The sequence below is a fragment of the Streptomyces sp. NPDC052721 genome (genome assembly GCF_040678315.1).
Lineage (GTDB): Bacteria > Actinomycetota > Actinomycetes > Streptomycetales > Streptomycetaceae > Streptomyces.
In genome coordinates this window covers 80,357-104,794 of the sequence record NZ_JBFATL010000005.1, presented here as the reverse complement: position 1 = coordinate 104,794, position 24,438 = coordinate 80,357, and the positions used below count along the sequence as shown (strand labels likewise).

Here is a 24,438-nt window from a genome sequence, read left to right as displayed (position 1 = left end):
GCCCGCCCCGGGGCCTCCTCCTCCCGCACCGGAAGCAGCGTGACGTCCGGCCGTACCGGCCCGGCGGCCCTGCACCGGGCGTGGCCGCGGGCACGGCGACCGGCTCCGGATACCGGAGACGGGGAAGAGGTGGGCAAGTGTGAAGGGTTCGTACGAGATCTCCGCCGGACGCCCGATCGAGGACCGCCGCGTCATCACGACGATTAACGTCTGATCCGGGACAAGTCCCCCGCCGGGGGCGCGTCTCCGCCGAGCAGCCCCGGTCCGGGAACCTGACCCCTGGACCGGGGCTTCACGGTCCCCGCGGGATCGGCTACCGGCCCCGGACGCCGAAGCCGTACACCGTCTGCGAGCGGAAGACCTCGCCGGGCCGCAGCACCGTGCTCGGGAAGTCCGGCCGGTTGGGGGAGTCCGGGAAGTGCTGCGTCTCCAGGGCGATCCCGGCGCCGGGGCCGAGCGGCCCGGACAGATGGTCGGCGGTGTACAGCTGGAGGCCCGGCTCGGTCGTGGCCACCGTCAGGGTCCGCCCGGACGCCGGGTCGTGCAGTTCGGCCACCTCCTCCGCCGCCTCGGTCACCCCCTTGTCCAGGACGAAGTTGTGGTCGTAGCCGGAGCCGGTCTTCCGGGCCGTACGGAAGTCGAAGCGGGAGCCGGTCACGTCCTGCGGCGCGCCGGTCGGGATCAGGTCCGCGTCCACCGGTGTGTACCGGGACGCGGCCAGCCGCAGCTCATGCCCGCCCGCGTCACCGGAACCGCTCAGGTTCCAGTACGTGTGACTGGTCAGGTTGACCACCGTCGGCGCGTCCGTGACCGCCTCGTAGGCGATCCGCAGCGCGCCCGACGCGTCGAGCGTGTACGTCACCGCCACCTCCAGCCGGCCCGGGAAGCCCTCCTCGCCGTGCGGGCTGACCCGGCTCAGGCGGACGCCGTGCGGGACCGGCGCCACCTCCCACACGCGCTTGTCGAACCCGCGTTCACCGCCGTGCAGCGAGTTCGGGCCGTTGTTGCGGGCCAGCGCGTACGTCCGGCCGTCCAGCGGGAACCGGCCGCCCGCGATCCGGTTCGCGTACCGGCCGATCACGGCACCCAGATACGGCTCCGGATGCGCCAGATAGCCGTCGAGATCCGGGAATCCCAGCGCCACGTCCGCCGTCCGCCCGGCGCCGTCCGGGACCTCCACGGACTGCACGATCCCGCCGTACGACAGCACCCGCACCCGCACCCCGCCGCGCTCCAGCGTCCACCGGTGCACCGCGGTGCCGTCGGGGAGTGTGCCGAAAAGTTCGTTCATGTGGGAAACCCTAGGTCACGGATTTCTCGCCGTGATCCTCCGGTACGCGATCTCCGCCAGCCGCGCCTGACCGTCCTTGCTGGGGTGGAACCAGTCCCAGTGACTGAGCTGGTCCGTGCCGAAGCGGTAGTCGTACACCGCGTTGCCGTCGAAGCGGCAGCGGCGGTCCGCGGCGCAGACCTCCTTCAGCACCTGGTTGTACTCCACCACCCGCCGCTGCACGGATTCCCGGCGCAGCGTCGCCGCGCTGGTCAGATCGTCCGCGTCACCCAGCATCGACGGGCAGATGCCCAGCTTCCACACCTGCTTGCCCAGCGGGTTCGTCCGGCCCTGCGACCACAGCCGCTTCAGGTTCGGCACGCTCGCCACGTACACCTGCGTCTTCGGCAGCGCCGAGCGCAGCGTGCGCAGCGCCTCCTCGAAGTCCGCGCGGAAGCCGGCCACCGGGGTCATCGCCGACGCCGAGGCCCGGCAGGCGTCGTTCGCCCCCACCATCACCGTCACCAACTGCGGGCCGCGGGAGACCGCCTGCTCCATCTGCCCCGGCAGGTCCGCCATCCGGGCGCCCGTCACCGCGTAGTTCCAGCTGCGCTCCGCCGCCCCCGTCACGCCCAGCAGCCGCACCGCCAGGCTGTCCACCTTGGCGTCGCTGCCCGTCGCCCACGACACCTCGGGGCAGTCCGACAGCACCGTGCACGCGTCGAAGCCGCGCGTGATGGAGTCGCCCACCGCGGCGATCGAGTCAGGGCTGCGGTCCCACACCGGTGGCCGCGCCGCGCGCGCCTTGGTGTCCGCCGGCGCCGGCGCGCTCCCGTCCCCGTCGTCACATGCGGCGGCGCCCAGCAGCACGGCCGCCACGACGGCGAGAACGGCCCGTACACGGTGGCTTCGCTTCCGCATCCCTGCTGTCCCCTCGTTCGACGACCGGTACTCCCTCCCCTGACAACGTGCGAGGGTTCCCGCCCCCGGCGCCCGGGAACGGCACACCCCCGCACAAGCGTCCCCCTGGGTGAATGGCGGCGGTTTCCTCGCACCGGGACCGACGGTACGTCACACTCCTTGCCCCGCCGCAGGGTAGCCTCGCCATCAACGCGGCCGTCGCGCCACTGCCGCCCAGCCAGTCCGCAAGATGTCCCGCTCTGCCCGGAGGTCCCGGTGACGACACGTGGAGTTCTGTACGTGCACTCCGCGCCGCGCGCGCTGTGCCCGCACGTCGAGTGGGCCGTCGCCGGGGTGCTCGGCACGCGCGTCAACCTCGACTGGATCCGGCAGCCCGCGGCCCCCGGGACCTGGCGCTCGGAGTTCTCCTGGCAGGGCGAGGCCGGCACCGCCTCCAAACTAGCCTCGGCGCTGCGCGGCTGGCACCTGCTGCGCTTCGAGGTCACCGCCGAGCCCTGCGCCACCGCCGAGGGCGAGCGGTACAGCTGCACCCCCGACCTCGGCATCTTCCACGCCGTCACCGGCATCCACGGCGACATCCTGATCCCCGAGGACCGCCTGCGCGCCGCGCTGACGCGGTCCAAGCAGGGAGAGACCGACCTGGAGGCGGAGATCGCCAAGCTCCTGGGCAAGCCGTGGGACGACGAACTGGAGCCGTTCCGCTACGCCGGCGAGGGCGCCCCGGTCCGCTGGCTGCACCAGGTGGTGTGACTTCGCGCACGTACCGGACATGACTGAAGGGCCCCCACCTCCCGGTGGGGGCCCTTCGCCGCGTTTCTCAGATCGTCCGGAACGCCAGGACCACGTTGTGCCCGCCGAAGCCGAACGAGTCGTTCAGCGCGGCGATACGGCCCTCGGGCAGAGCCCGCGCCTCACCGACGACCACGTCCGCGTTGACCTCGGGGTCGAGGTTGTCCACGTTGATGGTCGGCGGAGCCGTACGGTTCACCAGCGCCAGGATCGACGCGACGGTCTCCACACCGCCGGCACCGCCCAGCAGGTGACCGGTCATCGACTTGGTCGCGGAGATCGCCATGTGGTCGACGTCGTCGCCGAACACCTTCCGCAGCGCCTTGATCTCGGCCACGTCGCCCTGCGGCGTCGAGGTGGCGTGCGCGTTCACGTGCACGATCTCGGCAGGCTTCAGATCCGTGTTGTCCAGCAGGTTCTGCAGCGCGTGCGCGATCCCGTTGCCGGACGGCTCCGGCTGCGTGATGTGGTGCGCGTCGGCGGAGATGCCCTGCCCGACCGCCTCGGCGTAGATCCGGGCGCCGCGGGCCTTCGCGTGCTCCTCGGACTCCAGGACGATCACACCGGCGCCCTCGCCGAGCACGAAGCCGTCCCGGCCGGCGTCGTAGGGACGCGAGGCGCCCTGCGGATCGTCGTTGTTCTTGGACATCGCCATCATGTTGCCGAACGCGGCGATGGGCAGCGGGTGGATGGCGGCCTCGGTGCCACCGGCCACGACCACGTCCGCACGCCCGGTGCGGATCATCTCGATCGCGTACCCGATGGCCTCCGCGCCCGAGGCGCAGGCCGAGACCGGGGTGTGCACACCGGCGCGGGCACCCAGCTCGATCCCGACGTTGGCCGCCGGGGAGTTGGGCATCAGCATCGGCACGGTGTGCGGGGAGACGCGGCGTACGCCTTTCTCCTTGAGGATGTCGTACTGGTCCAGCAGGGTCGTCACGCCGCCGATGCCGGAGGCGATGACCGCGCCGAGACGGTCGGGGTTGACGGACGAGTCCTCACCGGCCTTGGCGGTGAAGCCGGCGTCCTTCCAGGCCTCCTGAGCGGCGATCAGCGCGAACTGCGCGGACCGGTCCAGCTTGCGGGCCTGCGGGCGGGGGATGATCTCGCCCGGCTCGACGGCGATCTGCGCGGCGATCCGGACCGGCAGCTGTGCCGCCCACTCCTTCTCCAGCAGGCTGACACCGGACGTGCCGGCGACAAGGGCCTCCCAGGTCGAGGCTGCGTCGCCACCCAGCGGTGTGGTTGCGCCGATACCGGTGACGACCACGGTGCGATTGGTCGGGCTCACGGGAATTCTTTCTCCAACGGATACGGGAGGACTACCCCCGCGTCTGCGGGGATTACGGCGCCACCGCCGGGTGGCGGGGCTTGCAGCCTGCGGCCTACGCGGTGGCTCAGGCCTGGTGCTTGAGGATGTAGTCGGTCGCGTCGCCGACGGTCTTGAGGTTCTTGACGTCCTCGTCCGGGATCTTCACGTCGAAGCGCTCCTCGGCGGCGACGACGACCTCGACCATGGACAGCGAGTCGACGTCCAGGTCGTCGGTGAAGGACTTGTCCAGCTGGACGTCCTCGGTGGGGATCCCGGCGATCTCGTTCACGATCTCGGCGAGACCGGCGACGATCTCTTCCTGAGTGGCGGCCATGTCAGGCGCTCCTTCTTCGATAATCCAGACGGTTTGTGGCAGTTGTCCCCCTGCCGGATCGCATGATCCGGCACGGAGTGCCTAGGGGAGGGTAACGACCGTGGCGGCGTAGACGAGACCCGCCCCGAATCCGATGACGAGCGCGGTGTCGCCGCTCTTCGCCTCCCCGGTCGCCAGGAGCCGCTCCATCGCGAGCGGGATCGAGGCGGCCGAGGTGTTGCCGGTGGTGCGGATGTCACGGGCGACCGTGACATGCTCCGGCAGCTTCAGTGTCTTCACCATCGAGTCGATGATCCGCACATTGGCCTGGTGCGGGATGAAGACGTCCAGGTCGTCCGCGGTGATTCCGGCCGCGTCCAGCGCCTGCTGGGCGACCTTCGCCATCTCGAACACGGCCCAGCGGAACACCGCCTGGCCCTCCTGCGTGATCGCAGGGAACTTGATGTTGCCCTGGCTGTCCAGGGGCAGCTGGGAGACGTCACCGACGGCGAACCGGTCCCAGGGGACGGTCTGCTTGATCGTCTCGGACTTGTCGCCCTCGGAGCCCCACACGGTCGGGCCGATCGCCGGCTCGTCCGAGGGGCCGACCACGACCGCGCCGGCGCCGTCACCGAACAGGAACGCGGTCGCCCGGTCCTCCAGGTCGGTCAGGTCGCTCAGCCGCTCCACGCCGATCACGAGCACGTACTCGGCGGAACCTTCCACCACCATGCCCTTGGCGAGGGTCAGGCCGTAGCCGAAGCCCGCGCAGCCGGCCGAGATGTCGAAGGCGGCGGCCTTGTCCGTGCCGAGCTTGTCGGCGATCTCGGTGGCCACGGCCGGGGTCTGGCTGAAGTGCGAGACGGTCGAGACGACCACCGCGCCGATCTGCTCGGCGTCGATGCCGGCGTCCGCGATGGCCTTCCCGGAGGCCTCGATCGCCATCGCTGCCACGGACTCCTCCGGACCCGCCCAGTGCCGGGTCTCGATGCCGGAGCGCGAGCGGATCCACTCGTCGGACGAGTCGATCTTCTCCAGGATCACCTCGTTCGGCACCACCCGGGTCGGCCGGTAGCCGCCGACGCCGAGGATGCGCGCATACGGGGCGCCCTTGCTGGGCTTGATCTTCGCCATGTACGGCTCCTTAGGCACCGGCGTGCTCTGCGAGCAGAGCGCGGGCCGCGTCGAGGTCGTCGGGGGTCTTCAGGGCCAGCGTCACGACACCGGGCAGGGCCCGCTTGGCCAGGCCGGTCAGGGTGCCGCCCGGGCACACCTCGACGAGCGCGGTGACGCCCAGCTCCTGGAAGGTCTCCATGCACAGGTCCCAGCGCACGGGGTTGGCGACCTGGCCGACCAGCCGCTCCAGCACCTCGGCGCCGGACGCGACGGTCTTGCCGTCCTTGTTGGAGACGTAAGGAACCTTGGGGTCGGCCGGCGACAGCTCCGCCGCGGCCTCGGCCAGCGTCTCGACCGCGGGCGCCATGTGACGGGTGTGGAAGGCGCCGGCCACCTTCAGCGGGATGACCTTGCGCACGCCCTCGGGCTTGTCGTCGGCCAGCGCGGCGAGCTGCTCCAGCGTGCCGGCGGCGACGATCTGGCCCGCGCCGTTGATGTTCGCCGGGGTCAGGCCCAGCTTCTCCAGGTGCGCGACGGAGGTCTCCGGGTCGCCGCCGAGCAGCGCCGCCATGCCGGTCTCGGTGACCGCGGCGGCGTCGGCCATGGCCAGACCCCGCTTGCGCACGAGACCGAGGGCGGCCGTGTCGTCCAGGACACCGGCGAAGGCGGCGGCGGTGATCTCACCGACGCTGTGCCCGGCGACCGCGCCGGGGTTGATGTCACCGAGTGCCGCGGCGGACAGGATGCCGGCCGCCACGAGCAGCGGCTGGGCCACCGCGGTGTCCCGGATGGCGTCGGCGTCGGCCTGGGTGCCGTAGTGCACGAGGTCGAGTCCGATGGCGTCCGACCAGGCGGCGACGCGGTCAGCGGCACCGGGCAGTTCGAGCCAGGGGGTCAGGAAGCCGGGCGTCTGAGCGCCCTGGCCGGGAGCGACGAGTACGAGCACTCTCACACTCTCTCTTGGGGACGGGCACGGCCGCCCGTGAGGACAGGGACGAAGAACACGAAGGGCTTTTGTGGGCCTCCGACAAAACCCTAGGCCTGGGTTTCAGCGTCGGCCAGACGCCCCAGGATGAGCGCGATCCGTAGTGTGAACGCGGATCGTACATCCGAAGGCGACCATCCGGTGACGTCAGTCACACGTCGGAGCCGGTAGCGGACGGTGTTCGGGTGAACGAAGAGCATCCTCGCCGCGCCTTCCAGACTGCTCGCCTGCTCCAGGTACACACTCAGGGTTTCCAGGAGCGCCGAGCCCGCCTCCTCCAGCGGTCTGTAGATCTCCTCCACCAGCTGCTCACGGGCGCTCGGATCACCCGCGATGGCCCGCTCCGGCAGCAGATCGTCCGCCAGCACCGGGCGCGGCGCGTCCTGCCAGGCGGAACAGGCCTTCAGCCCGGCGGCGGCGGCCTGCGCGGACCGGGTGGCGGCCAGCAGATCGGGTACGACGGGACCCGCGACGACCGGCCCGGCGGCGAACGGCCCGATCAGCGACTTGGCCACGGCGAGCGGATTGGCGCTGCCGCCGGCGACGACGACCAGCCGGTCGCCGAGCACCCCGGTGAGCACCTGGAGCTTGGCGTGCCGGGCGGCCCGCCGGATGGCCTCCACCGTCAGCTCGCTGTCCCCGTCCGGCGCGGTCCCGAGGACGACGCAGACGTGCTCGGGCGAGTTCCAGCCCAGCGCGGCGGCCCGGCTGACGGCCCCCTCGTCCGCCTCCCCGCTCAGCACCGCGTTCACGACCAGCGACTCCAGCCGCGCGTCCCAGGCACCCCGTGCCTCGGCGGCCTGGGCGTACACCTGGGCGGTGGCGAAGGCGATCTCCCGGGCGTACACGAGCAGCGCCTCGCGCAGCACGCTCTCGTCGCCCGGTGCCGCCACCTCGTCGATGGCGGACTCCATGACCTCGATGGTGGTCCGCACCATCTCCACGGTCTGCCGCAGCGTGATGGCCCGGGTCAGCTCGCGCGGCGCCGTACCGAAGACGTCCGTGGAGATCGCCTGGGGCGCGTCGGGGTGCCGGAACCACTCGGTGAACGCCGCGATGCCCGCCTGGGCGACGAGGCCGATCCAGGAACGGTTCTCCGGGGGCATGGCCCGGTACCACGGCAGGGTCTCGTCCATGCGCGCGATGGCCTGCGCGGCCAGGCTCCCGGAGGACTTCTCCAGGCGCTTCAGGGTCGCGGCGTGCTGATGGACGTGGTGGGCTGCGGGATCGCCGTTGTGGGATTCGGGTTCGGGCACGGGGACAAGACTGCCTTATCGGGCCGGGCCCGTGTGCCGCCGGGGCTGGCTTGACGGCTCGGTCGCCTCCGGGGGGCGCCTCAGCCCCCTCCGGCTGCCTCGCGGCCGACGCGTGGGAACGGTGGCCGTCGGTGGGCTCTTGCCCTTGGCCGGGTCGTGTCCCCGGCCGGGCTACCGTGGTGCCGTGATGGACGTACGGCGCGCCGGTGAGCGCTACCGCGGAGGGGACCCCCGGGCCGGGATCGACACCTGGCACGCCTTCTCCTTCGGCCCGCACTACGACCCGGACAACCTCCGCTTCGGCGCGGTGATCGCCTGCAACGAGGAGCGGCTCGCGCCCGGCGCCGGCTTCGACGAACACCCGCACAGCCACACCGAGATCGTCACGTGGGTGGTCGAGGGGGAGTTGACCCACCGTGACTCCACGGGCCGCGAGACGCGGGTCCGGCCCGGGGACGTCCAGCACCTCAGCGCGGCGGCGGGCGTACGGCACGTCGAGCGCAACGACGGGGACGTCCCCCTGACCTTCGTCCAGATGTGGCTGACGCCACGCGAGCCCGCCGGCGATCCCTCCTACGACCTCGTCCCCGGCATCGCCGACTCCACGCCGTACGCGGTGCCCGCGGCGGGCGCGACGCTCCACGTGCGCCGCCTGGACCCCGGTGAGCGGACCGCGGTCCCGGACGCGCCGTACGTCTACGCGCACGTGGTGCGGGGCGAGGTCCGGCTGGCGGGGGAGGAGCTGGGCCCCGGGGATGCGGCGAGGATCACACGGGCGGAGGGCCTGGAGGCGGTGGCGGCGACGCCGGCGGAGCTGTTGCTGTGGGAGTTTGACGACAGGGCCTAGCCGCGCAGTTCCGCGAGCACCGCGTCCGTGAAGCCCGGCCACGCCTCGACCGCCCAAGGGCCGAACGCCCGGTCCGTCAGGGCGACCCCGGCGACCCCGGCATCCGGGTCGACCCACAGGAACGTACCGGACTGCCCGAAATGCCCGAAGGTGCGGGGTGAGGAGGAACTCCCCGTCCAGTGGGGGGACTTCCCGTCGCGGATCTCGAAGCCCAGCCCCCAGTCGTTCGGGTTCTGGTGCCCGTACCCCGGCAGCACCCCCTTCGTCCCCGGGTACTGCACCGTCATCGCCGCCGCCACCGTCCGCGCGTCCAGCAGCCTCGGCGCCTGCACCTCCGCCGCGAACCGCAGCAGATCCCCGGCCGTCGACACCCCGTCCTTCGCCGGTGACCCCTCCAGCGACGTCGACGTCATGCCCAGCGGCTCCAGCACCGCCTGCCGCAGGTACTCGGCGAACGGGATCTCCGTCGCCTTGGCGATGTGGTCCCCGAGCTGCTCGAACCCGGCGTTGGAGTACAGCCGCCGCTCCCCGGGCGGGGCCGTCACCCGGTGCTCGTCGAAGGCGAGGCCGGAGGTGTGCGCGAGCAGGTGACGGACCGTCGACCCGGGCGGACCGGCCGGCTCGTCCAGCTCGATCGCCCCCTCCTCGTACGCGACGAGCGCCGCGTAGGCCGCCAGCGGCTTGGTGACGGAGGCCAGCGGGAAGCGGTGCCCGACGGGACCGTGCGTCCCGAGGACGGTCCCGTCGGCTCGTACGACACCCGCCGCGGCGGTGGGGACGGGCCAGTTCTCGATCAGCGCCAGGCTCTGCAACGACATGCGTCCGAGCCTATGCGGCTCACAGCAGCAGCCGCATCGACGGGTCGGGGTCGCGTGTGAAGCCGAGGGACGTGTACAGCGGCTCGGCCTCCGGCGAGGCGTTGAGCAGCACGTGCCCGGCACCCCGCGCCCGGAACCAGCCCAGCAGCTCCTCCATGCACGCGCGCGCGTACCCCCGCCGCCGGGCGTCCGGGTCGGTCGCCACACTGAAGACGTGCCCGACCCGCCCCCGCGGGTTCCCGGCCTTGCCGATGCGGTACTCCACCGTCCCCGCCACCAGCGCGGCCAGCGCCCCGGGCCGTCCGGGGTGCTCCACGACGAACGCGGCGAAGTCCCCGTCCTGCTCGGCGAGCCGTTCCCGCAGCGCCGGCAGCGACTGCGCGTGCCACTCGGTCGACCCGGAACCTCCCGCGCTCCACAGCGAATCGATCATCACCTGGCGCAGCCGCAGCACTTCGGCGGCGTCCTCGGGCCGGGCCCGGCGTACAAGACTCATGGGCCGCACGCTAATCAGCCGCCCCGGGTGCCGTCCTGCGGATTTCTCGGCGGACCCGCTTGCTTCGAGTGCACTCCAAGGCCATAGCGTGGAGCCATGACGGTGATGCAGACCACGCCAGCGGCCACCGAGAGCGCCACCCCCGCCGACCTCTGCTCCGCCCCGCCCCGGCGCCATCCCCGCCCCGACGGCCAGGACCGGTACACGATCAGCGAGGTCGTGGCGTTCACCGGCCTCACCGCGCACACACTGCGCTGGTACGAGCGGATCGGGCTGATGCCGCACGTCGACCGCTCGCACACCGGCCAGCGCCGCTACAGCAACCGCGACCTGGACTGGCTGGACTTCGTGACCAAGCTCCGCCTGACCGGCATGCCGGTGGCCGACATGGTGCGCTACGCGGAACTCGTCAGGGAGGGCGACCACACGTTCGCGGAGCGCAGGCAACTGCTGGAGTCGACCCGCAGGGACGTCCTGTCCAGGATCGCCGAACTCCACGACACCCTGGGCGTCCTGGACAGGAAGATCAGCTTCTACGGGCGGGAGCAGTAGCTACAGCTCGGCCAGCAGCTCGGCCTTCTTCGACGAGAACTCCTCGTCGGTGACCAGCCCCGCCTGATGCAGTTCCCCGAGATGCCGGATCCGCTCGGCGATGTCGGCGGGGTCACGCCGTGCCGGGGCCGGTACGGCGGGTACCGGCCCACGCGTCCGCACCGCCGCCAGCACAGCCGCGGCGAACGGCAGCGACTCGTGCACCGGCCCGTACCCCAGCCCGAACACCACCGACGCCGGATCCTGGTCCGGCTGCGTGGAACGGGCGTTGCCCGGATCGCGGGGCACCAGCCGCAGATGCCCCTCGAAGATCTCCGGCGACCGCCACTCCACCCCGCTCAACTCGGCCACCGGAAAGCTCTGGTCGCCGGCCTTCCACTTCGCCGACGACGCCCCGGTCCAGGACCAGCGGAACTGCACGGACGTCCCGTCGAAGGACGCCTTCCCGTCGTACGCCTTGAACTGCAGCGGCGCCCCGGGCGCCGCCACCAGATGCCGCTCGGCGGGCCCCGACTCGGTCAGCAGGCCCTTCAGCTCGTCGGCGTAGTACTCGGCGAGCGTTTCCCGCTCGGCCGGCAGCACCAGCCGGTACGGGTCGGAGCCCTCCTTCAACTGGCCGTCGGCCGCCTCCATCAACGGATCGGCGCCGGGGCGCGGCTGCAGGCGCAGGACGACCGTGCCGCGCTTGCCCGGGGAGAGGGTCACGCCCTCGACCGCGGACAGCGGGATCCGGCGCTCGCCGAGCGCCTGGAACAGCTTCGGTGTTCGAATCCCCCGTTCGTAACGGATGAGCACGGAGTCGGACTCGAACTCCCAGACGGCATGAAAACCCGCCAGTACGTCACCCATGCGGCTCATCGTATGCGGCACGTGCTCCTCCGTCGCCACCCGCGCAGACCGCACTTCCTGCTGTTTCTACGCGCGTCCGGTCGTCACCGTGCCGGACAGACCGGACCGGCACGCATCGTTCTCCCGTGCGCACGTCACCGCGTCGTACGCGCCCACGCCGATGTTCGCGAGGTTGCGCAGGCTGTCCGTGCCGGGCTGGAAGTAACCGCTGTGGCCCTGGGCGTCCCGGGCCGACAGTACCCGCGCCCCGAACGCCGAGGAGACCGGGTCGGCGCCGTGGCCGAGGCCGCCCAGCTCCAGGTACGGAACATCCTGCACCCAGTCACTGGCGTCCCGCATGGCCCACACCCGGGCCGTCGTGCCCAGGTGGGAGGCCTTGGCGACGCGCATGCCGGGGCTCGCGGCCACGGCTATGTCGGCGACCCGGCGGGGCATGCCGTGTGCGGCGACCCCGCAGACCACCGAGCCGTAGCTGTGACAGAACATCGACACCGGGGCCCGGCCGGGCAGCGCCCGCAGCAGCGCGTTGAGCCGTACGGCCCCCTCCTCGGCGCGCAGTCCGGTGGCCGCGTCCACCCCGAGCCCGTCGGGGGAGGTGTAGTCGGCCCAGGCGATCACGGCCGTACGGGTCCGGGGGCTCGCCGCGCGCTCGGCCGCGTACAGGGCCTTGGCCATGCCGACCGGGGCGCTGTACTTGCGGTTCGTCCGCTGGAAGGTGAGCAGGTCGGTGTCGACGCCGGGAACGACGACCGAGATCCGCTGCGCCCGGGTGAGGTTGCCGAAGACCTCGGCGACCCGGCCCGAGCCCTCGGGATCGAAGGCCAGGATGTGCCGGCCGGGGCTCAGCAGGGACGCGTAGCGGTCCATCCGGCGGGCCGCGTCCTGCTGGCCCGCCGTGCTGAGCCGGCTGTCGTGCACGCGTTTGTGCTCGACCTCGCGCGCCTGCTCCAGGGCGATGCGGTTGGCCCGGTAGCGCAGGGAGACGGGCGCGCCGTTCATGTTGCCGACCGCCAGCGGATAGCGGTGGGCGAGGCGGTCGCGGTCGTGCGGGGTGAGCGAGGCGAAGAAGCGGGCCAGCCGGGCCGGCGCGGCTTCGGGGTCCGGCAGGCGGAGGCCGTGGAGGTGGCCGTGCTCCCACTTGGTCAGCGAGGCCTGCAGGGCTGTCGACTCCCGGTGACTGCGCAGGGCGGTCCAGCCGGTGGTCGCGAGCATCACGAACACGACGGCCAGCGCCAGCAGTGCGCGCCAGACGTTCCATTGGGGGGAGGTGTCGAAGGAAGTCACTGGGAGGACACACTAGGAGAACGGGAGGGTCTCGGGGTAACTGAGTGACAGGGATCACGTTTCGGCAGTAACCGAGCGCCGCGCCGGCGATCCGCCGGACCCGGTCTCGGCGCTCTGCCAACGGTCTCAGGCGCCGCGCCAGTTACCCGTGAGCGCCGAACCCACCTGATCGAGGTACGCCGCGCTGAGCGTTCGGAGGGCTTCCGGGCCGAAGTCCTCGCGCGCGCAGCACTGCCGTTCGGTGACCCGGATCACCCCGGCGAAGACGGCCACCGCCAGCCGGGGGCGCGGATCGGTGTCCACGTCGACGCCCTCCCGCTCGGCCAGTACGCGCGCGATGGTCTCCTCGGTCGCCGCCGACCGGCGCAGATGGGCGGCGAGCAGCGCCGGCGTGGACTCGATCGTCCGGTACATGCGCAGGTACAGCTCGACCGGGACGATCGACTCGACGGTCTCACGGATCGCGTCCCAGCCCTCCAGGAACGCCTGCCGCAGGGCCTTCATCGGCGCCTCGTGCGGCGGACGCGCGCGGACGGCCGCCACGAAGGCCGCCTCCGTGATGTTCTGCACCGCGAAGGCCACGTCCTCCTTGCCCGCGAAGTAACGGAAGAAGGTGCGCTGCGAGACGTCCACCGCCTCGGCGATCTCGTCGACGGTCGTGTGTTCGTACCCCTGGGTGGTGAACAGTTCGAGAGCGGCCCGCAGCAGCGATTCCCGTGTACGCCGCTTCTTGCGCTCGCGCAGCGTCTCCATGGCCTCTCTCCTGTGCGTGTCCGGCCGGCCCAGCCTATGCGCCGATGTCGTGTCAGTAACCGACGAGTGAATTGGTTTGTCAACTGTCAGCGACTGTCACTAGCCTGGGAAGTATGACTAGTCAGACCACCGTCGACGCGCCGGGGCCGGGGGACAAGGCGCCGGTAGCCCCGTCGGGGCCTCCGTCGGCCCCGGGCCTGCGCGGCCACCCGTGGCTCACCCTCATCACCGTCGCCGTAGGGGTCATGATGGTGGCCCTCGACGGCACCATCGTGGCCATCGCCAATCCGGCCATCCGCGACGACCTCGACGCGTCCTTCGCCGACGTGCAATGGGTGTCCAACGCCTACTTCCTCGCCCTCGCGGTCACGCTGATCACCGCGGGCAAGCTCGGTGACCGCTTCGGCCACCGGCAGACCTTCCTCATCGGTGTGACCGGCTTCGCCGCCGCGTCCGGTGCCATCGGGCTGTCCGGCAGCATCGCCGCCGTCGTCACCTTCCGCGTGTTCCAGGGCCTGTTCGGCGCACTGCTGATGCCGGCCGCGCTCGGCGTGCTGCGGGCCACCTTCCCGGCCGAGAAGCTGAACATGGCCATCGGCGTGTGGGGCATGGTGATCGGCGCGTCCACGGCGGGCGGCCCGATCCTCGGCGGTGTCCTCGTCGAGCACGTCAACTGGCAGTCCGTGTTCTTCATCAACGTGCCGGTCGGTGCCCTCGCGCTGCTCCTCGGCACCATGATCCTGCTCGACCACCGGGCCGAGAACGCCCCGCGCTCCTTCGACCTGCTCGGCATCGCCCTGCTGTCCGGCGCGATGTTCTGCCTGGTCTGGGCGCTCATCAAGGCTCCGACCTGGGGCTGGGGCGACGGCAGGACGTGGGCGTTCATGGCCGTGTCCGTGGCGCTCTTCGCCCTCTTCTCCTTCTGGGAGACGAAGGTCGCCGAACCGCTGATCCCGCTGGGCCTGTTCCGCTCGGTTGCCCTGTCGGCGGGTGTCGTCCTGATGGTCCTGATGGCCATCGCCTTCCTGGGCGGCCTGTTCTTCGTGACGTTCTATCTGCAGAACGTCCATGGGCTGAGCCCCGTCAAGGCCGGCCTGCACCTGCTGCCGCTCACCGGCATGATGATCGTCGGCTCGCCGCTCGCCGGCACCGCGATCACCAAGCTCGGCCCGCGCGTCCCGCTGGCCTTCGGCATGGCCGTGACCGCGGTCGCGCTGTACGGGATGTCGACGCTGGAGCCCGACACCGGCAGCGGTCTGATGTCCCTCTGGTTCGCGCTGCTGGGCCTGGGCCTCGCGCCCGTCATGGTCGGCGCCACCGAGGTCATCGTCGGCAACGCCCCCCTGGAGCTGTCCGGCGTGGCCGGCGGCCTCCAGCAGGCGGCCATGCAGATCGGCAGCAGCCTCGGTACGGCGGTGCTGGGCGCGGTGATGGCCTCCAAGGTCGACCGCGACCTGCCGGGCAACTGGGCGGACGCGGGGCTGCCGAAGCTGACCCCGGATCAGCTGGACAAGGCCTCCGAGGCCGTCCAGGTCGGGGTGGCCCCGGTGACGAAGGGCATGCCGGAACCGGTCGCCGCGAAGATCACCGCCGTCGCCCACGACACCTTCATCTCCGGCATGAGCCTCGCCTCCCTGGTCGCGGCCGGGGTGGCGCTGGTCGCCGTCCTCGTCGCGCTGTTCACCAAGCGGGGCGCCAACGCGGAGGCGGGCGCGGGCGTGGGCCACATCTGAGCCCGGGTTCGCCGCCTCGTTCCGGCGGAGTTCCCCTATCAGGGTGACTCCGCTAAAGATCGCTCGCCCCCGGCACGCGCCGCAGGTCACAGTGGGTCAAGTCCTCCGCAGGACATGGGAGGACGGCCGGGCCGTGGCGCGCGCTGCTGGAGGGGGGCAGCGCGCGCACGTCTGCCGACGCGGAACCGGGGTACCCGCACACCGAAGCCGAACTGTCCACACACCTCAAGGAGTTGATGATGGCGGGCTTCGGGCGAGGAACGCACGGGTACCCCCGGTCACGCGGCCGCACGTGGCAGCGGACCGGGCCGGACCGTGCGACGCTCGGGATCGTCGGCACGATCTGTGCCGTGGCCGGATTCTTCGCACTGGGCATCATCCTGGGCCCGGTGGCGATGTTCTGCGGTTGGCAGTCGATGGGCCGCAAATGGTCCAACGACGGCAACGTCCCCGCACTGGTCGCCCTGATCCTGGGCGCGATCGACACGCTGCTCGCCATCATCGCCCTGGCGGGCGCGGCGGCATGGGGCCACGGGCTTCTCTAGCCGACAGCGTCCCGCCGCAGGGACGTGGGCGCGTTGGCGGTCGCGGGCACGTCGTGGCCGCCGGCGCGGCTCTTCGCGCCCCCTTCGGGGCGCTCGCGTTCGGCCAGCCGGACCACCTCCGCCCGCAGCAGCCGTACCTCCTCGGTGAGCGCGGCGATGGCCTCGGTCTGCCGCCGCTCCTCCACGTCGTCCTTCTCGAACCGCGAGATGAACCAGGCGGCGATGTTCGCGGTGACGACACCGAGCAGCGCGATCCCCGACAGCATCAGCCCGACGGCGATCATCCGCCCCAGCCCGGTCGTCGGCGCGTGATCCCCGTACCCCACGGTCGTCATCGTCGTGAACGACCACCACACCGCGTCACCCAGTGTCCGGATGTTCCCGTCCGGCGCCTCCCGCTCCACGGACAGCACCGCCAGCGACCCGAACATCAGCAGGCCGACCACGGCCCCGACGACATAGGTGGTCAGCCGGATCTGCGGAGCCATCCGCGCCCGCCGGCCGACCAGCAGCAGCGTGGACACCAGCCGCAGCAGCCGTAGCGGTTGCAGGACCGGCAGGACCACCGCGCACAGGTCGAGCCAGTGCTGTCGTACGAAGTCCCGCCGGTGCGGGGCGAGGGCCAGCCGGACCAGATAGTCGAGGGCGAACGCCGCCCACACCACCCACTCGACACCCGTGCACACGGTGGTCAGGGAGTGACCGGCGGAGGCGTCCACGATCGGCACCGCGTACGCCACGGCGAACGCCACCGCGAGCGCCAACAGCGGCCGCTGGGTACGCCGCTCCCACCGCGCCTGCGCCGACAGTTGATCCATGCCAGCAATCGTAAAGAAACGGTAAGCGCATCGCGCCCGAAGGGGCGCGGGGAACTGCGCGACAAGCCCCCACGGACCCGCAGATCCCCACGATCCTTCTCTTCGGCTGAGGCCGAGCGCGGCGGCTACGCGTCGCCGCCCGCCGCCCCCGGATCCGCCGCCGAGACGTCCAGCAACTGGTAGCGGTCGATGGCCTGCTTCAGCACGGAGCGGTCGACCTTGCCCTCGCGGGCCAGCTCGGTCAGCACCGCCACTACGATCGACTGGGCGTCGATGTGGAAGAAGCGGCGCGCCGCGCCCCGGGTGTCGGCGAAGCCGAAGCCGTCGGCGCCGAGGGACTGGTACGTGCCGGGCACCCAGCGCGCGATCTGGTCCGGGACCGATCGCATCCAGTCGGACACGGCCACGAACGGACCCTCGGCGCCACTGAGCTTCCGCGTCACGTACGGCACACGCTGCTCCTCCTCCGGATGCAGCAGGTTGTGCTCCTCGCACGCCACGGCCTCGCGGCGCAGCTCGTTCCAGGAGGTCGCGGACCACACGTCCGCCCTGACGTTCCACTCCTCGCCGAGGAGCCGCTGTGCCTCCAGGGCCCAGGGGACCGCCACGCCGGACGCCATGATCTGCGCGGGGACGGAACCGCCCGTGCCCGGCCTGAGCTTGTGGACGCCCTTGACGATGCCCTCGACGTCCACGCCCGCCGGCTCGGCCGGATGCTGGATGGGCTCGTTGTAGACGGTGAGGTAGTAGAAGACGTCCTCGCCGTGCGGGTGCTCGGCCGAGCTGCCGTACATCCGGCGCAGGCCGTCCTGCACGATGTGCGCGATCTCGTACGCGTACGCCGGGTCGTACGCCACGCACGCCGGGTTGGTGGAGGCCAGCAGCTGGGAGTGGCCGTCCGCGTGCTGGAGGCCCTCACCGGTCAGGGTCGTACGACCGGCGGTGGCACCCAGCACGAATCCACGCGCCAGCTGGTCGGCCATCTGCCAGAACTGGTCACCCGTGCGCTGGAAACCGAACATCGAGTAGAAGACGTACACCGGGATCAGCGGCTCGCCGTGCGTGGCGTACGCCGAGCCCGCCGCGATCAGTGACGCCGTACAGCCCGCCTCGGAGATGCCGTCGTGCAGCATCTGGCCGGTCGGCGACTCCTTGTAGGCCAGGAGCAGCTCACGGTCGACCGACTCGTACTGCTGGCCCAGCGGGTTGTAGATCTTCGCGCTCGGGAAGAAGGAGTCCATGCCGAACGTGCGGTACTCGTCCGGCGCGATCAGTACGAACCGCTTGCCGATCTCCTTGTCCCGCATGAGGTCCTTGAGGAGGCGCACAAAGGCCATGGTCGTCGCGATGGACTGCTGGCCCGTGCCCTTCTTCACGGTCGCGTACGCCTTGTCGTCCGGCAGGGCGAGCGGCTCGGAGCGGACGACGCGGGTCGGGACGTAACCGCCGAGGCTCCTGCGGCGGTCGTGCATGTACTGGATCTCCTCCGAGTTCCGGCCCGGGTGGTAGTACGGCGGCGGGCCGGACTCCAGCTCCTTGTCGGAGATCGGCAGGTGCAGACGGTCCCGGAAGCGCTTGAGGTCGTCGACCGTCAGCTTCTTCATCTGGTGCGTGGCGTTGCGGCCCTCGAAGTTCGGGCCCAGCGTCCAGCCCTTGATCGTCTTGGCCAGGATGACCGTCGGCTGCCCCTTGTGCTCCTTGGCCGCCTTGAACGCCGCGTAGATCTTGCGGTGGTCGTGGCCGCCGCGGCCGAGGTGCAGGATCTGCTCGTCGGTCATGTTCTCGACCATCGCGCGCAGGCGCAGGTCGTCACCGAAGAAGTGCTCGCGGATGTACGCGCCGGACTCGGTGGCGTACGTCTGGAACTGGCCGTCCGGCGTGATGTTCATCTTGTTGACCAGCACGCCGTCCCGGTCCTGGGCGAGCAGCGGGTCCCAGGTGCGGTCCCAGATCAGCTTGATCACGTTCCAGCCGGCGCCCCGGAAGACCGACTCCAGCTCCTGGATGATCTTGCCGTTGCCGCGTACCGGGCCGTCCAGCCGCTGGAGGTTGCAGTTGACCACGAAGGTCAGGTTGTCCAGGCCCTCGCGGGCGGCCAGGGTGAGCTGGCCGAGCGACTCCGGCTCGTCCATCTCGCCGTCGCCGAGGAACGCCCACACGTGCGACCGGGAGGTGTCGGCGATGCCGCGCGCCTGCATGTAGCGGTTCATCCGCGCCTGGTAGATCGCGCCGAGCGGGCCGAGGCCCATGGAGACCGTCGGGAACTCCCAGAAGTCCGGCATCGAGCGTGGGTGCGGGTAGCTGGACAGGCCGTCGGGGTACTTCGACTTCTCCTGCCGGAAGCCGTCCAGCTGCTCCGCGGTGAGCCGGTCGAGCAGGTACGCGCGCGCGTAGATGCCGGGGGAGGCGTGGCCCTGGAAGAAGACCTGGTCGCCGCCGTCGCCCTCGTCCTTGCCGCGGAAGAAGTGGTTGAAGCCGACGTCGTACAGCGACGCGGAGGAGGCGAAGGTGGCGATGTGGCCGCCGACGCCGATGCCCGGGCGCTGGGCGCGCGAGACCATGACGGCCGCGTTCCAGCGGGTCGCGTTCAGGATCTTGCGCTCGATCTCCTCGTTGCCCGGGAAGAACGGCTCGCTCTTGGTGGGGATCGTGTTGACGTAGTCCGTGCTGCGCATCTCGGGCACGGCCACGCGCCTCTCGCGGGCGCGCTCGATCAGACGCAGCATGAGGTAGCGGGCCCGCTCCCGGCCGCGCTCGTCGACGGCGGCGTCCAGGGAGTCGAGCCACTCCTGGGTTTCTTCGGGATCGAAGTCAGGAACCTGACTCGGAAGGCCGCCAATGATGATCGGATTGCGATCGGGTCCGGAAGCCACGCTGTTCCTTACCTGTCAGAGGGCCAGTTTCTGCACCTGCCTACACCGTTCCCCATCGTGTACCTCGGGAAGGCGTACGTCACCCGCACCGTCATCTGCACCGGTCAAAACGCAACGATACGCCCGGGGTGTGACGTGCTTGGCAAAGTTGTTCGAGCGACGTGACACTGGATGATTCTGAACGTGACAAACCGGGCACATCGGTGTGATGTGGGTCCCGTGGAATCGAGATACGGTGCTGGGAGTTGCGGCGACACGGTCGGGATCGTCACCGTTTCGGCGGTCCCGGCGGCCGGGTACTTGCGCGATCCGCCCCGCCCGTGTGGACTACGGCCAATGCTTCGCGCACGCGCGTGGCTGAGATACTTACCAAGACATGATCAGGAGGCAACCCGTGAGCGCGACCGCGGACCACGCGGAGGAGCGGACGAACCCTGCCGCCAGGCTGGGGTTCCAGCCCGGGCAGGTGGTCCAGGAGATCGGCTACGACGACGACGTCGATCAGGAGCTCCGCGAGGCCATCGAGGAAACCATCGCAGGCGACCTCATGGACGAGGACTACGACGACGTGGCCGACGCCGTTGTGCTGTGGTTCCGTGACGACGACGGCGACCTGACGGATGCGCTGGTGGATGCCACCACGTACATCGAAGAGGGCGGCGCGATCCTGCTCCTCACGCCGAAGACCGGCCGTGCGGGGTACGTGGAGCCGAGCGACATCCAGGACGCCGCCACCACGGCCGGCCTGACCGCTTCGAAGAGCGTCAGCGTCGGCAAGGACTGGAGCGGCAGCCGGCTGGCGACACCGAAGGCGGCCAAGTCCAAGAGGTGACCGTCCTCGGACGCCGGACGGGCTGGACATCGCCCCAGCCCGTCCGGGAGTCCCCGGTGACCGCTGCGTAGGGTGGAGCCGAGCGTCTGGCCGCGCTCTCACCCGAACAGCCCACCGAAGGGAAGCACGACGATGGCGATCCAGGTCGGCGACAAGGCGCCCGACTTCGAGCTGAAGGACAACCACGGCCGGACCGTGAAGCTCTCGGACTTCCGCGGCGAGAAGAACGTGGTCCTCCTCTTCTACCCCTTCGCCTTCACCGGCGTGTGCACCGGCGAGCTGTGCGAGCTGCGCGACAACCTGCCGAAGTTCGCCGACCGCGACACCCAGCTGCTCGCCGTCTCCAACGACTCCATCCACACCCTGCGCGTCTTCGCCGAGCAGGAGGGCCTGGAATACCCCCTGCTGAGCGATTTCTGGCCACACGGCAACGTCTCGCGCGCGTACGGCGTCTTCGACGAGGACAAGGGCTGCGCCGTCCGGGGCACCTTCATCATCGACAAGGAGGGCGTCGTGCGGTGGACCGTGGTCAACGGCCTGCCGGACGCCCGCGACCTCGACGACTACGTGAAGGCGCTCGACACTCTGTGACGGGCCGCGGGCGACACCTGTGATTCTTCGGGTCCAGGGTCTGCGGGGTGTGGGAACCCGTCACTAGGATCGGCACGTTGATCCCATATCCGAAGCACGACGGGGCTCCCCGCCCCTGAACACCACATGGAGGACCCGTGGGAGTCAGCCTCAGCAAGGGCGGCAACGTATCGCTGACGAAGGAGGCCCCGGGCCTGACCGCCGTCATCGTCGGCCTGGGGTGGGACGTGCGCACGACGACCGGCACGGACTTCGACCTCGACGCCAGCGCGCTGCTGCTGAACAACTCCGGCAAGGTCATCAGCGACCAGCACTTCGTCTTCTTCAACAACCTCAAGAGCCCCGACGGCTCGGTCGAGCACACCGGTGACAACATCACCGGTGAGGGCGAGGGCGACGACGAACAGATCAAGGTCGATCTGGCCGGTGTCCCGGCCGACGTCGACAAGATCGTGTTCCCGGTGTCGATCTACGACGCCGAGAACCGCCAGCAGTCCTTCGGCCAGGTCCGCAACGCCTTCATCCGCGTCGTGAACCAGGCCAACCAGCAGGAGATCGCCCGGTACGACCTCAGCGAGGACGCCTCCACCGAGACCGCCATGGTCTTCGGCGAGCTGTACCGGCACGGCGCGGAGTGGAAGTTCCGCGCCATCGGCCAGGGCTACGCGTCGGGCCTGCGGGGCATCGCGCAGGACTTCGGCGTCAACGTCTGACACGAAAGACGTGTGAGGCCCGACAGCCCGTGAGACCGGCGCCGCTCCGTTTAGGGGCGGCGCCGGACGCGCAGGACAACCAGGGAAGCACCACCAGGGGAGGACCAGCATCATGGGTGTCACGCTCGCCAAGGGAGGCAACGTCTCCCTCTCCAAGGCCGCACCGAACCTCACCAACGTCATGATCGGGCTGGGCTGGGACGCGCGGTCCACCACGGGCGCTCCCTTCGACCTGGACGCCAGCGCGCTGCTGTGCGGGGCCGGCAACCGGGTACTGGGTGACGAGTGGTTCGTCTTCTACAACCAGCTCACCAGCCCCGACGGCTCCGTGGAGCACACCGGTGACAACCTCACCGGTGAGGGCGAGGGCGACGACGAGTCGATCCTGGTGGACCTCGCCACGGTGCCGCCGCAGTGCGAGAAGATCATCTTCCCCGTCTCCATCCACATGGCGGACGAGCGCGGGCAGACCTTCGGCCAGGTCTCCAACGCCTTCATCCGCGTCGTCAACCAGGCCGACGGCCAGGAACTGGCCCGCTACGACCTCAGCGAGGACGCCTCCACCGAGACCGCCATGATCTTCGGCGAGCTGTACCGGTACCAGGGCGAGTGGAAGTTCCGTGCGGTGGGTCAGGGGTACGCGTCGGGCCTGCGAGGCATCGCTCTAGACTTCGGAGTCAACGTTTCGTAAAACTCGGTACGACTCAGGGGAGACCCTCCCCCGGACTCCGTCTGGGAGGTGCCCCCAACACACGATGGGGTAGCCAGTGCTTCTGAAAACCTTCGGCTGGTCGTTCGCGGTCACCGCGCTCGGTCTGGTCGCGGCGGCGTTCTACGGGGGGTGGACCGCCTTCGGCATCGTGGCGATCCTGGCCGTCCTGGAGATCTCGCTGTCCTTCGACAACGCGGTGGTCAACGCCGGGATCCTGAAGAAGATGAACGCCTTCTGGCAGAAGATCTTCCTCACGGTCGGCGTCCTCATCGCCGTCTTCGGCATGCGGCTGGTCTTCCCTGTCGTCATCGTCGCGATCAGCGCCAAGATGGGCCCGATCGAGGCCGTCGACCTCGCGCTCAACAACAAGGACCGCTACCAGCAGCTGGTCACCGACGCCCACCCGGCGATCGCCGCGTTCGGTGGCATGTTCCTGCTGATGATCTTCCTCGACTTCATCTTCGAGGACCGGGACATCCAGTGGCTGCGCTGGATCGAGCGGCCCCTGGCCAAGCTCGGCAAGGTCGACATGCTGTCGGTCTGCATCGCCCTGGTCGTCCTGCTGATCACGTCGTTCACCTTCGCCACCCACGCCCACCAGCACGGCGGCGCCCACGTGGACAAGGCGCAGACGGTCCTGATCGCCGGTATCGCCGGCCTGATCACCTACATGGTCGTCGGCGGCCTCTCCGGCTACTTCGAGGACAAGCTCGAGGAAGAGGAGGAGCGCGAGCACGAGGAGGAGGAAGAGGCCGCCCGCACCGGCAAGCAGAAGCCCGCGATCGTCCTGGCCGGCCAGGCCGCGTTCTTCATGTTCCTCTACCTGGAGGTCCTGGACGCGTCCTTCTCCTTCGACGGCGTGATCGGCGCCTTCGCCATCACCAACGACATCGTCCTGATGGCCCTCGGCCTCGGCATCGGCGCCATGTACGTCCGGTCGCTCACGGTCTACCTGGTCCGCCAGGGCACCCTCGACGACTACGTCTACCTGGAGCACGGCGCCCACTACGCCATCGGCGCCCTCGCCGTGATCCTCATGGTCACCATCCAGCACGAGATCAACGAGGTCATCACCGGTCTCGTCGGCGTCGTCCTGATCGCGGCGTCCTTCTTCTCCTCCGTCCGCCGCAACCGCGCCCTGGCCGCGGCGGGCGAGGGCAGCGACGAGAAGGCCGAGGTCTCCTCCGGGGTGTGACATCCCGGACGGTGAGGAACGCTCTGAGCGGGGCGGCCGACACGGTCGGCCGCCCCGTCGGCGTCACAACAGGTACCTGGGGGCGGGAATGGGTTTCTTCGACGGACTGCTGGGCGGGCGCGCCGCCGCATTCGACTCGGGCAACGCGTCGACCAACGCCATAGAGCTGACCAGGCGGCACCAGACGGTGTCCCTCACCAAGCAGGAAGCGGCCACCGGCCACCTGCGCGTCAACCTCTCCTGGCGGATGCGGACCTCCGACTTCGACGGAGCCCAGCGCACCAGCCTGTTCCGGCACCCCTTCAGGGCCCTGAAGCCGCCGGAGGTCCTCGGCCACGGCCAGAGCATGGTCAACGTCGACCTGGACCTCGGCTGCCTGTACGAGCTGACCGACGGCACGAAGGGGGTCGTACAGCCCCTCGGCGGCTATCTCGGCGACGTCAACGCACCGCCGTACATCAAACTCAGCGGCGACGACCGGTTCGGCTCGGCGTCCGGCGAGACGATGTACGTCAACCTCGACCACCGGGACGCCCTCAAGCGACTGCTGGTCTTCGTCTACATCTACGACCAGACCCCCGCCTTCGACCGTACGCACGCCATCGTCACCCTCTACCCCAGCAACGGCCCCCGCATCGAGATAGGCCTGGACGAACGCCACCCCCAGGCCCGCTCCTGCGCCGTGGTCATGATCGAGAACATCAAGGGCGAACTGCTCGTCCGCCGCGAGGTGAAGTTCGTCTACGGCTTCCAGGGCGAACTGGACCGCCTCTACGGCTGGGGCCTCCAGTGGGGCAGGGGCTTCAAGACGAAGGTGGACAGGTGACCAGCCTGCCTGCCAGGGGCGGCTACCGCCTGCCCGCCG

25 protein-coding genes are annotated in these 24,438 nt (G+C 70.4%); 11 read left to right on the top strand and 14 right to left on the bottom strand.

What is annotated here, in order from left to right; all coding sequences use genetic code 11:
• Positions 1-313: 313 nt before the first annotated feature.
• Positions 314-1,291, bottom strand: coding sequence for an aldose epimerase family protein (locus AB0L21_RS07275; RefSeq protein ID WP_365699376.1), 978 nt, complete (start codon positions 1,289-1,291; stop codon positions 314-316).
• 15 nt (positions 1,292-1,306) lie between these two features.
• Positions 1,307-2,191, bottom strand: a complete 885-nt coding sequence (locus AB0L21_RS07270; RefSeq protein ID WP_365782688.1) for an SGNH/GDSL hydrolase family protein — start codon at positions 2,189-2,191, stop codon at positions 1,307-1,309.
• A 255-nt stretch (positions 2,192-2,446) separates the two neighbouring features.
• Between AB0L21_RS07270 and AB0L21_RS07265 the strand changes: the two genes are divergently transcribed.
• Positions 2,447-2,941: a DUF3145 domain-containing protein gene (locus AB0L21_RS07265; protein WP_030649497.1), complete on the top strand. Its 495-nt coding sequence runs from the start codon at positions 2,447-2,449 to the stop codon at positions 2,939-2,941.
• A gap of 67 nt (positions 2,942-3,008) precedes the next feature.
• On the opposite strand, the gene fabF is transcribed toward AB0L21_RS07265, so the two are convergent.
• From fabF to fasR, 5 genes are all read right to left on the bottom strand, one after another.
• A complete protein-coding gene (gene fabF / locus AB0L21_RS07260; RefSeq protein WP_365699373.1) occupies positions 3,009-4,271 on the bottom strand; it encodes a beta-ketoacyl-ACP synthase II in 1,263 nt (420 codons plus the stop codon).
• A 106-nt stretch (positions 4,272-4,377) separates the two neighbouring features.
• Positions 4,378-4,626, bottom strand: coding sequence for an acyl carrier protein (locus AB0L21_RS07255; protein ID WP_018545314.1), 249 nt, complete (start codon positions 4,624-4,626; stop codon positions 4,378-4,380).
• Positions 4,627-4,707: 81 nt separating this feature from the next.
• Positions 4,708-5,739, bottom strand: a complete 1,032-nt coding sequence (locus AB0L21_RS07250) for a ketoacyl-ACP synthase III (protein ID WP_365699372.1) — start codon at positions 5,737-5,739, stop codon at positions 4,708-4,710.
• 10 nt (positions 5,740-5,749) lie between these two features.
• Positions 5,750-6,667, bottom strand: coding sequence for an ACP S-malonyltransferase (locus tag AB0L21_RS07245; protein WP_365782686.1), 918 nt, complete (start codon positions 6,665-6,667; stop codon positions 5,750-5,752).
• 89 nt (positions 6,668-6,756) lie between these two features.
• Positions 6,757-7,962, bottom strand: a complete 1,206-nt coding sequence (fasR, locus tag AB0L21_RS07240; protein WP_365699368.1) for a fatty acid biosynthesis transcriptional regulator FasR — start codon at positions 7,960-7,962, stop codon at positions 6,757-6,759.
• A 187-nt stretch (positions 7,963-8,149) separates the two neighbouring features.
• Between fasR and AB0L21_RS07235 the strand changes: the two genes are divergently transcribed.
• Complete coding sequence (locus tag AB0L21_RS07235; protein ID WP_365782837.1) at positions 8,150-8,809, top strand: pirin family protein; 660 nt, start codon at positions 8,150-8,152, stop codon at positions 8,807-8,809.
• Here AB0L21_RS07235 and AB0L21_RS07230 read toward each other — a convergent pair.
• Both AB0L21_RS07230 and AB0L21_RS07225 read right to left on the bottom strand, forming a co-directional pair.
• Positions 8,806-9,627 carry a serine hydrolase domain-containing protein gene (locus tag AB0L21_RS07230; RefSeq protein ID WP_365782684.1) on the bottom strand — a complete coding sequence of 274 codons (822 nt, stop codon included), beginning with the start codon at positions 9,625-9,627 and terminating at the stop codon, positions 8,806-8,808. The genes AB0L21_RS07235 and AB0L21_RS07230 overlap by 4 nt on opposite strands.
• 19 nt (positions 9,628-9,646) lie before the next feature.
• A complete protein-coding gene (locus AB0L21_RS07225) occupies positions 9,647-10,123 on the bottom strand; it encodes an N-acetyltransferase (protein WP_365782682.1) in 477 nt (158 codons plus the stop codon).
• Between the two features lie 96 nt (positions 10,124-10,219).
• Between AB0L21_RS07225 and AB0L21_RS07220 the strand changes: the two genes are divergently transcribed.
• Positions 10,220-10,675 (top strand): MerR family transcriptional regulator, encoded by a 456-nt coding sequence (locus AB0L21_RS07220; RefSeq protein ID WP_365699365.1) that lies wholly within the window; start codon positions 10,220-10,222, stop codon positions 10,673-10,675.
• Here AB0L21_RS07220 and AB0L21_RS07215 read toward each other — a convergent pair whose 3' ends face one another.
• The 3 genes from AB0L21_RS07215 to AB0L21_RS07205 all read right to left on the bottom strand — a co-directional run bounded on the left by AB0L21_RS07215 (position 10,676) and on the right by AB0L21_RS07205 (position 13,561).
• A complete protein-coding gene (locus AB0L21_RS07215) occupies positions 10,676-11,524 on the bottom strand; it encodes a DUF4429 domain-containing protein (RefSeq protein WP_365699364.1) in 849 nt (282 codons plus the stop codon).
• A 66-nt stretch (positions 11,525-11,590) separates the two neighbouring features.
• Positions 11,591-12,808: an alpha/beta hydrolase gene (locus AB0L21_RS07210; RefSeq protein WP_365699363.1), complete on the bottom strand. Its 1,218-nt coding sequence runs from the start codon at positions 12,806-12,808 to the stop codon at positions 11,591-11,593.
• Positions 12,809-12,934: 126 nt separating this feature from the next.
• A complete protein-coding gene (locus AB0L21_RS07205; RefSeq protein WP_365699362.1) occupies positions 12,935-13,561 on the bottom strand; it encodes a TetR family transcriptional regulator in 627 nt (208 codons plus the stop codon).
• A 113-nt stretch (positions 13,562-13,674) separates the two neighbouring features.
• On the opposite strand from AB0L21_RS07205, the gene AB0L21_RS07200 reads away from it, so the two are divergent.
• Together AB0L21_RS07200 and AB0L21_RS07195 are read left to right on the top strand one after the other, a co-directional pair.
• Positions 13,675-15,294 carry an MFS transporter gene (locus tag AB0L21_RS07200; protein ID WP_365782680.1) on the top strand — a complete coding sequence of 540 codons (1,620 nt, stop codon included), beginning with the start codon at positions 13,675-13,677 and terminating at the stop codon, positions 15,292-15,294.
• A gap of 239 nt (positions 15,295-15,533) precedes the next feature.
• On the top strand, positions 15,534-15,839 hold the full coding sequence (locus AB0L21_RS07195; protein ID WP_365699360.1) for a small hydrophobic protein: 306 nt from the start codon (positions 15,534-15,536) through the stop codon (positions 15,837-15,839).
• On the opposite strand, the gene AB0L21_RS07190 is transcribed toward AB0L21_RS07195, so the two are convergent.
• The gene (locus AB0L21_RS07190; protein WP_365699359.1) at positions 15,836-16,657 is read right to left on the bottom strand and encodes a potassium channel family protein; all 822 of its coding nucleotides are present in this window, start codon (positions 16,655-16,657) and stop codon (positions 15,836-15,838) included. The two genes, AB0L21_RS07195 and AB0L21_RS07190, sit on opposite strands and share 4 nt — an antisense overlap.
• Positions 16,658-16,782: 125 nt before the next feature.
• Positions 16,783-19,530, bottom strand: coding sequence for a pyruvate dehydrogenase (acetyl-transferring), homodimeric type (aceE, locus tag AB0L21_RS07185; RefSeq protein ID WP_365699358.1), 2,748 nt, complete (start codon positions 19,528-19,530; stop codon positions 16,783-16,785).
• A 394-nt stretch (positions 19,531-19,924) separates the two neighbouring features.
• On the opposite strand from aceE, the gene AB0L21_RS07180 reads away from it, so the two are divergent.
• From AB0L21_RS07180 to AB0L21_RS07155, 6 genes are all read left to right on the top strand, one after another.
• The gene (locus AB0L21_RS07180; RefSeq protein WP_030649446.1) at positions 19,925-20,362 is read left to right on the top strand and encodes a DUF3052 domain-containing protein; all 438 of its coding nucleotides are present in this window, start codon (positions 19,925-19,927) and stop codon (positions 20,360-20,362) included.
• Between the two features lie 132 nt (positions 20,363-20,494).
• Entirely contained in the window at positions 20,495-20,953 is a 459-nt protein-coding gene (locus AB0L21_RS07175; RefSeq protein ID WP_365699357.1) for a peroxiredoxin, read from the top strand.
• A 137-nt stretch (positions 20,954-21,090) separates the two neighbouring features.
• A complete protein-coding gene (locus tag AB0L21_RS07170) occupies positions 21,091-21,666 on the top strand; it encodes a TerD family protein (RefSeq protein WP_365699356.1) in 576 nt (191 codons plus the stop codon).
• Between the two features lie 112 nt (positions 21,667-21,778).
• Entirely contained in the window at positions 21,779-22,357 is a 579-nt protein-coding gene (locus AB0L21_RS07165) for a TerD family protein (RefSeq protein ID WP_365699355.1), read from the top strand.
• Between the two features lie 76 nt (positions 22,358-22,433).
• Positions 22,434-23,573 (top strand): DUF475 domain-containing protein, encoded by a 1,140-nt coding sequence (locus tag AB0L21_RS07160; protein ID WP_365699354.1) that lies wholly within the window; start codon positions 22,434-22,436, stop codon positions 23,571-23,573.
• An 88-nt stretch (positions 23,574-23,661) separates the two neighbouring features.
• The gene (locus AB0L21_RS07155; protein WP_365699353.1) at positions 23,662-24,399 is read left to right on the top strand and encodes a Tellurium resistance; all 738 of its coding nucleotides are present in this window, start codon (positions 23,662-23,664) and stop codon (positions 24,397-24,399) included.
• Positions 24,400-24,438: the final 39 nt, after the last annotated feature.

Excerpts from the sequence above, each read along its gene's own strand:
- AB0L21_RS07230 (WP_365782684.1), bottom strand. The coding sequence starts at position 9,627 with ATGTCGTTGCAGAGCCTGGCGCTGATCGAGAACTGGCCCGTCCCCACC.
- AB0L21_RS07205 (WP_365699362.1), bottom strand. The coding sequence starts at position 13,561 with ATGGAGACGCTGCGCGAGCGCAAGAAGCGGCGTACACGGGAATCGCTG.
- AB0L21_RS07275 (WP_365699376.1), bottom strand. The coding sequence starts at position 1,291 with ATGAACGAACTTTTCGGCACACTCCCCGACGGCACCGCGGTGCACCGG.
- AB0L21_RS07190 (WP_365699359.1), bottom strand. The coding sequence starts at position 16,657 with ATGGATCAACTGTCGGCGCAGGCGCGGTGGGAGCGGCGTACCCAGCGG.
- AB0L21_RS07235 (WP_365782837.1), top strand. The coding sequence starts at position 8,150 with ATGGACGTACGGCGCGCCGGTGAGCGCTACCGCGGAGGGGACCCCCGG.
- AB0L21_RS07195 (WP_365699360.1), top strand. The coding sequence starts at position 15,534 with ATGGCGGGCTTCGGGCGAGGAACGCACGGGTACCCCCGGTCACGCGGC.
- AB0L21_RS07200 (WP_365782680.1), top strand. The coding sequence starts at position 13,675 with ATGACTAGTCAGACCACCGTCGACGCGCCGGGGCCGGGGGACAAGGCG.
- AB0L21_RS07215 (WP_365699364.1), bottom strand. The coding sequence starts at position 11,524 with ATGGGTGACGTACTGGCGGGTTTTCATGCCGTCTGGGAGTTCGAGTCC.
- AB0L21_RS07155 (WP_365699353.1), top strand. The coding sequence starts at position 23,662 with ATGGGTTTCTTCGACGGACTGCTGGGCGGGCGCGCCGCCGCATTCGAC.
- AB0L21_RS07220 (WP_365699365.1), top strand. The coding sequence starts at position 10,220 with ATGACGGTGATGCAGACCACGCCAGCGGCCACCGAGAGCGCCACCCCC.
- AB0L21_RS07250 (WP_365699372.1), bottom strand. The coding sequence starts at position 5,739 with ATGGCGAAGATCAAGCCCAGCAAGGGCGCCCCGTATGCGCGCATCCTC.
- AB0L21_RS07270 (WP_365782688.1), bottom strand. The coding sequence starts at position 2,191 with ATGCGGAAGCGAAGCCACCGTGTACGGGCCGTTCTCGCCGTCGTGGCG.
- AB0L21_RS07225 (WP_365782682.1), bottom strand. The coding sequence starts at position 10,123 with ATGAGTCTTGTACGCCGGGCCCGGCCCGAGGACGCCGCCGAAGTGCTG.
- AB0L21_RS07165 (WP_365699355.1), top strand. The coding sequence starts at position 21,779 with ATGGGTGTCACGCTCGCCAAGGGAGGCAACGTCTCCCTCTCCAAGGCC.
- AB0L21_RS07255 (WP_018545314.1), bottom strand. The coding sequence starts at position 4,626 with ATGGCCGCCACTCAGGAAGAGATCGTCGCCGGTCTCGCCGAGATCGTG.
- AB0L21_RS07175 (WP_365699357.1), top strand. The coding sequence starts at position 20,495 with ATGGCGATCCAGGTCGGCGACAAGGCGCCCGACTTCGAGCTGAAGGAC.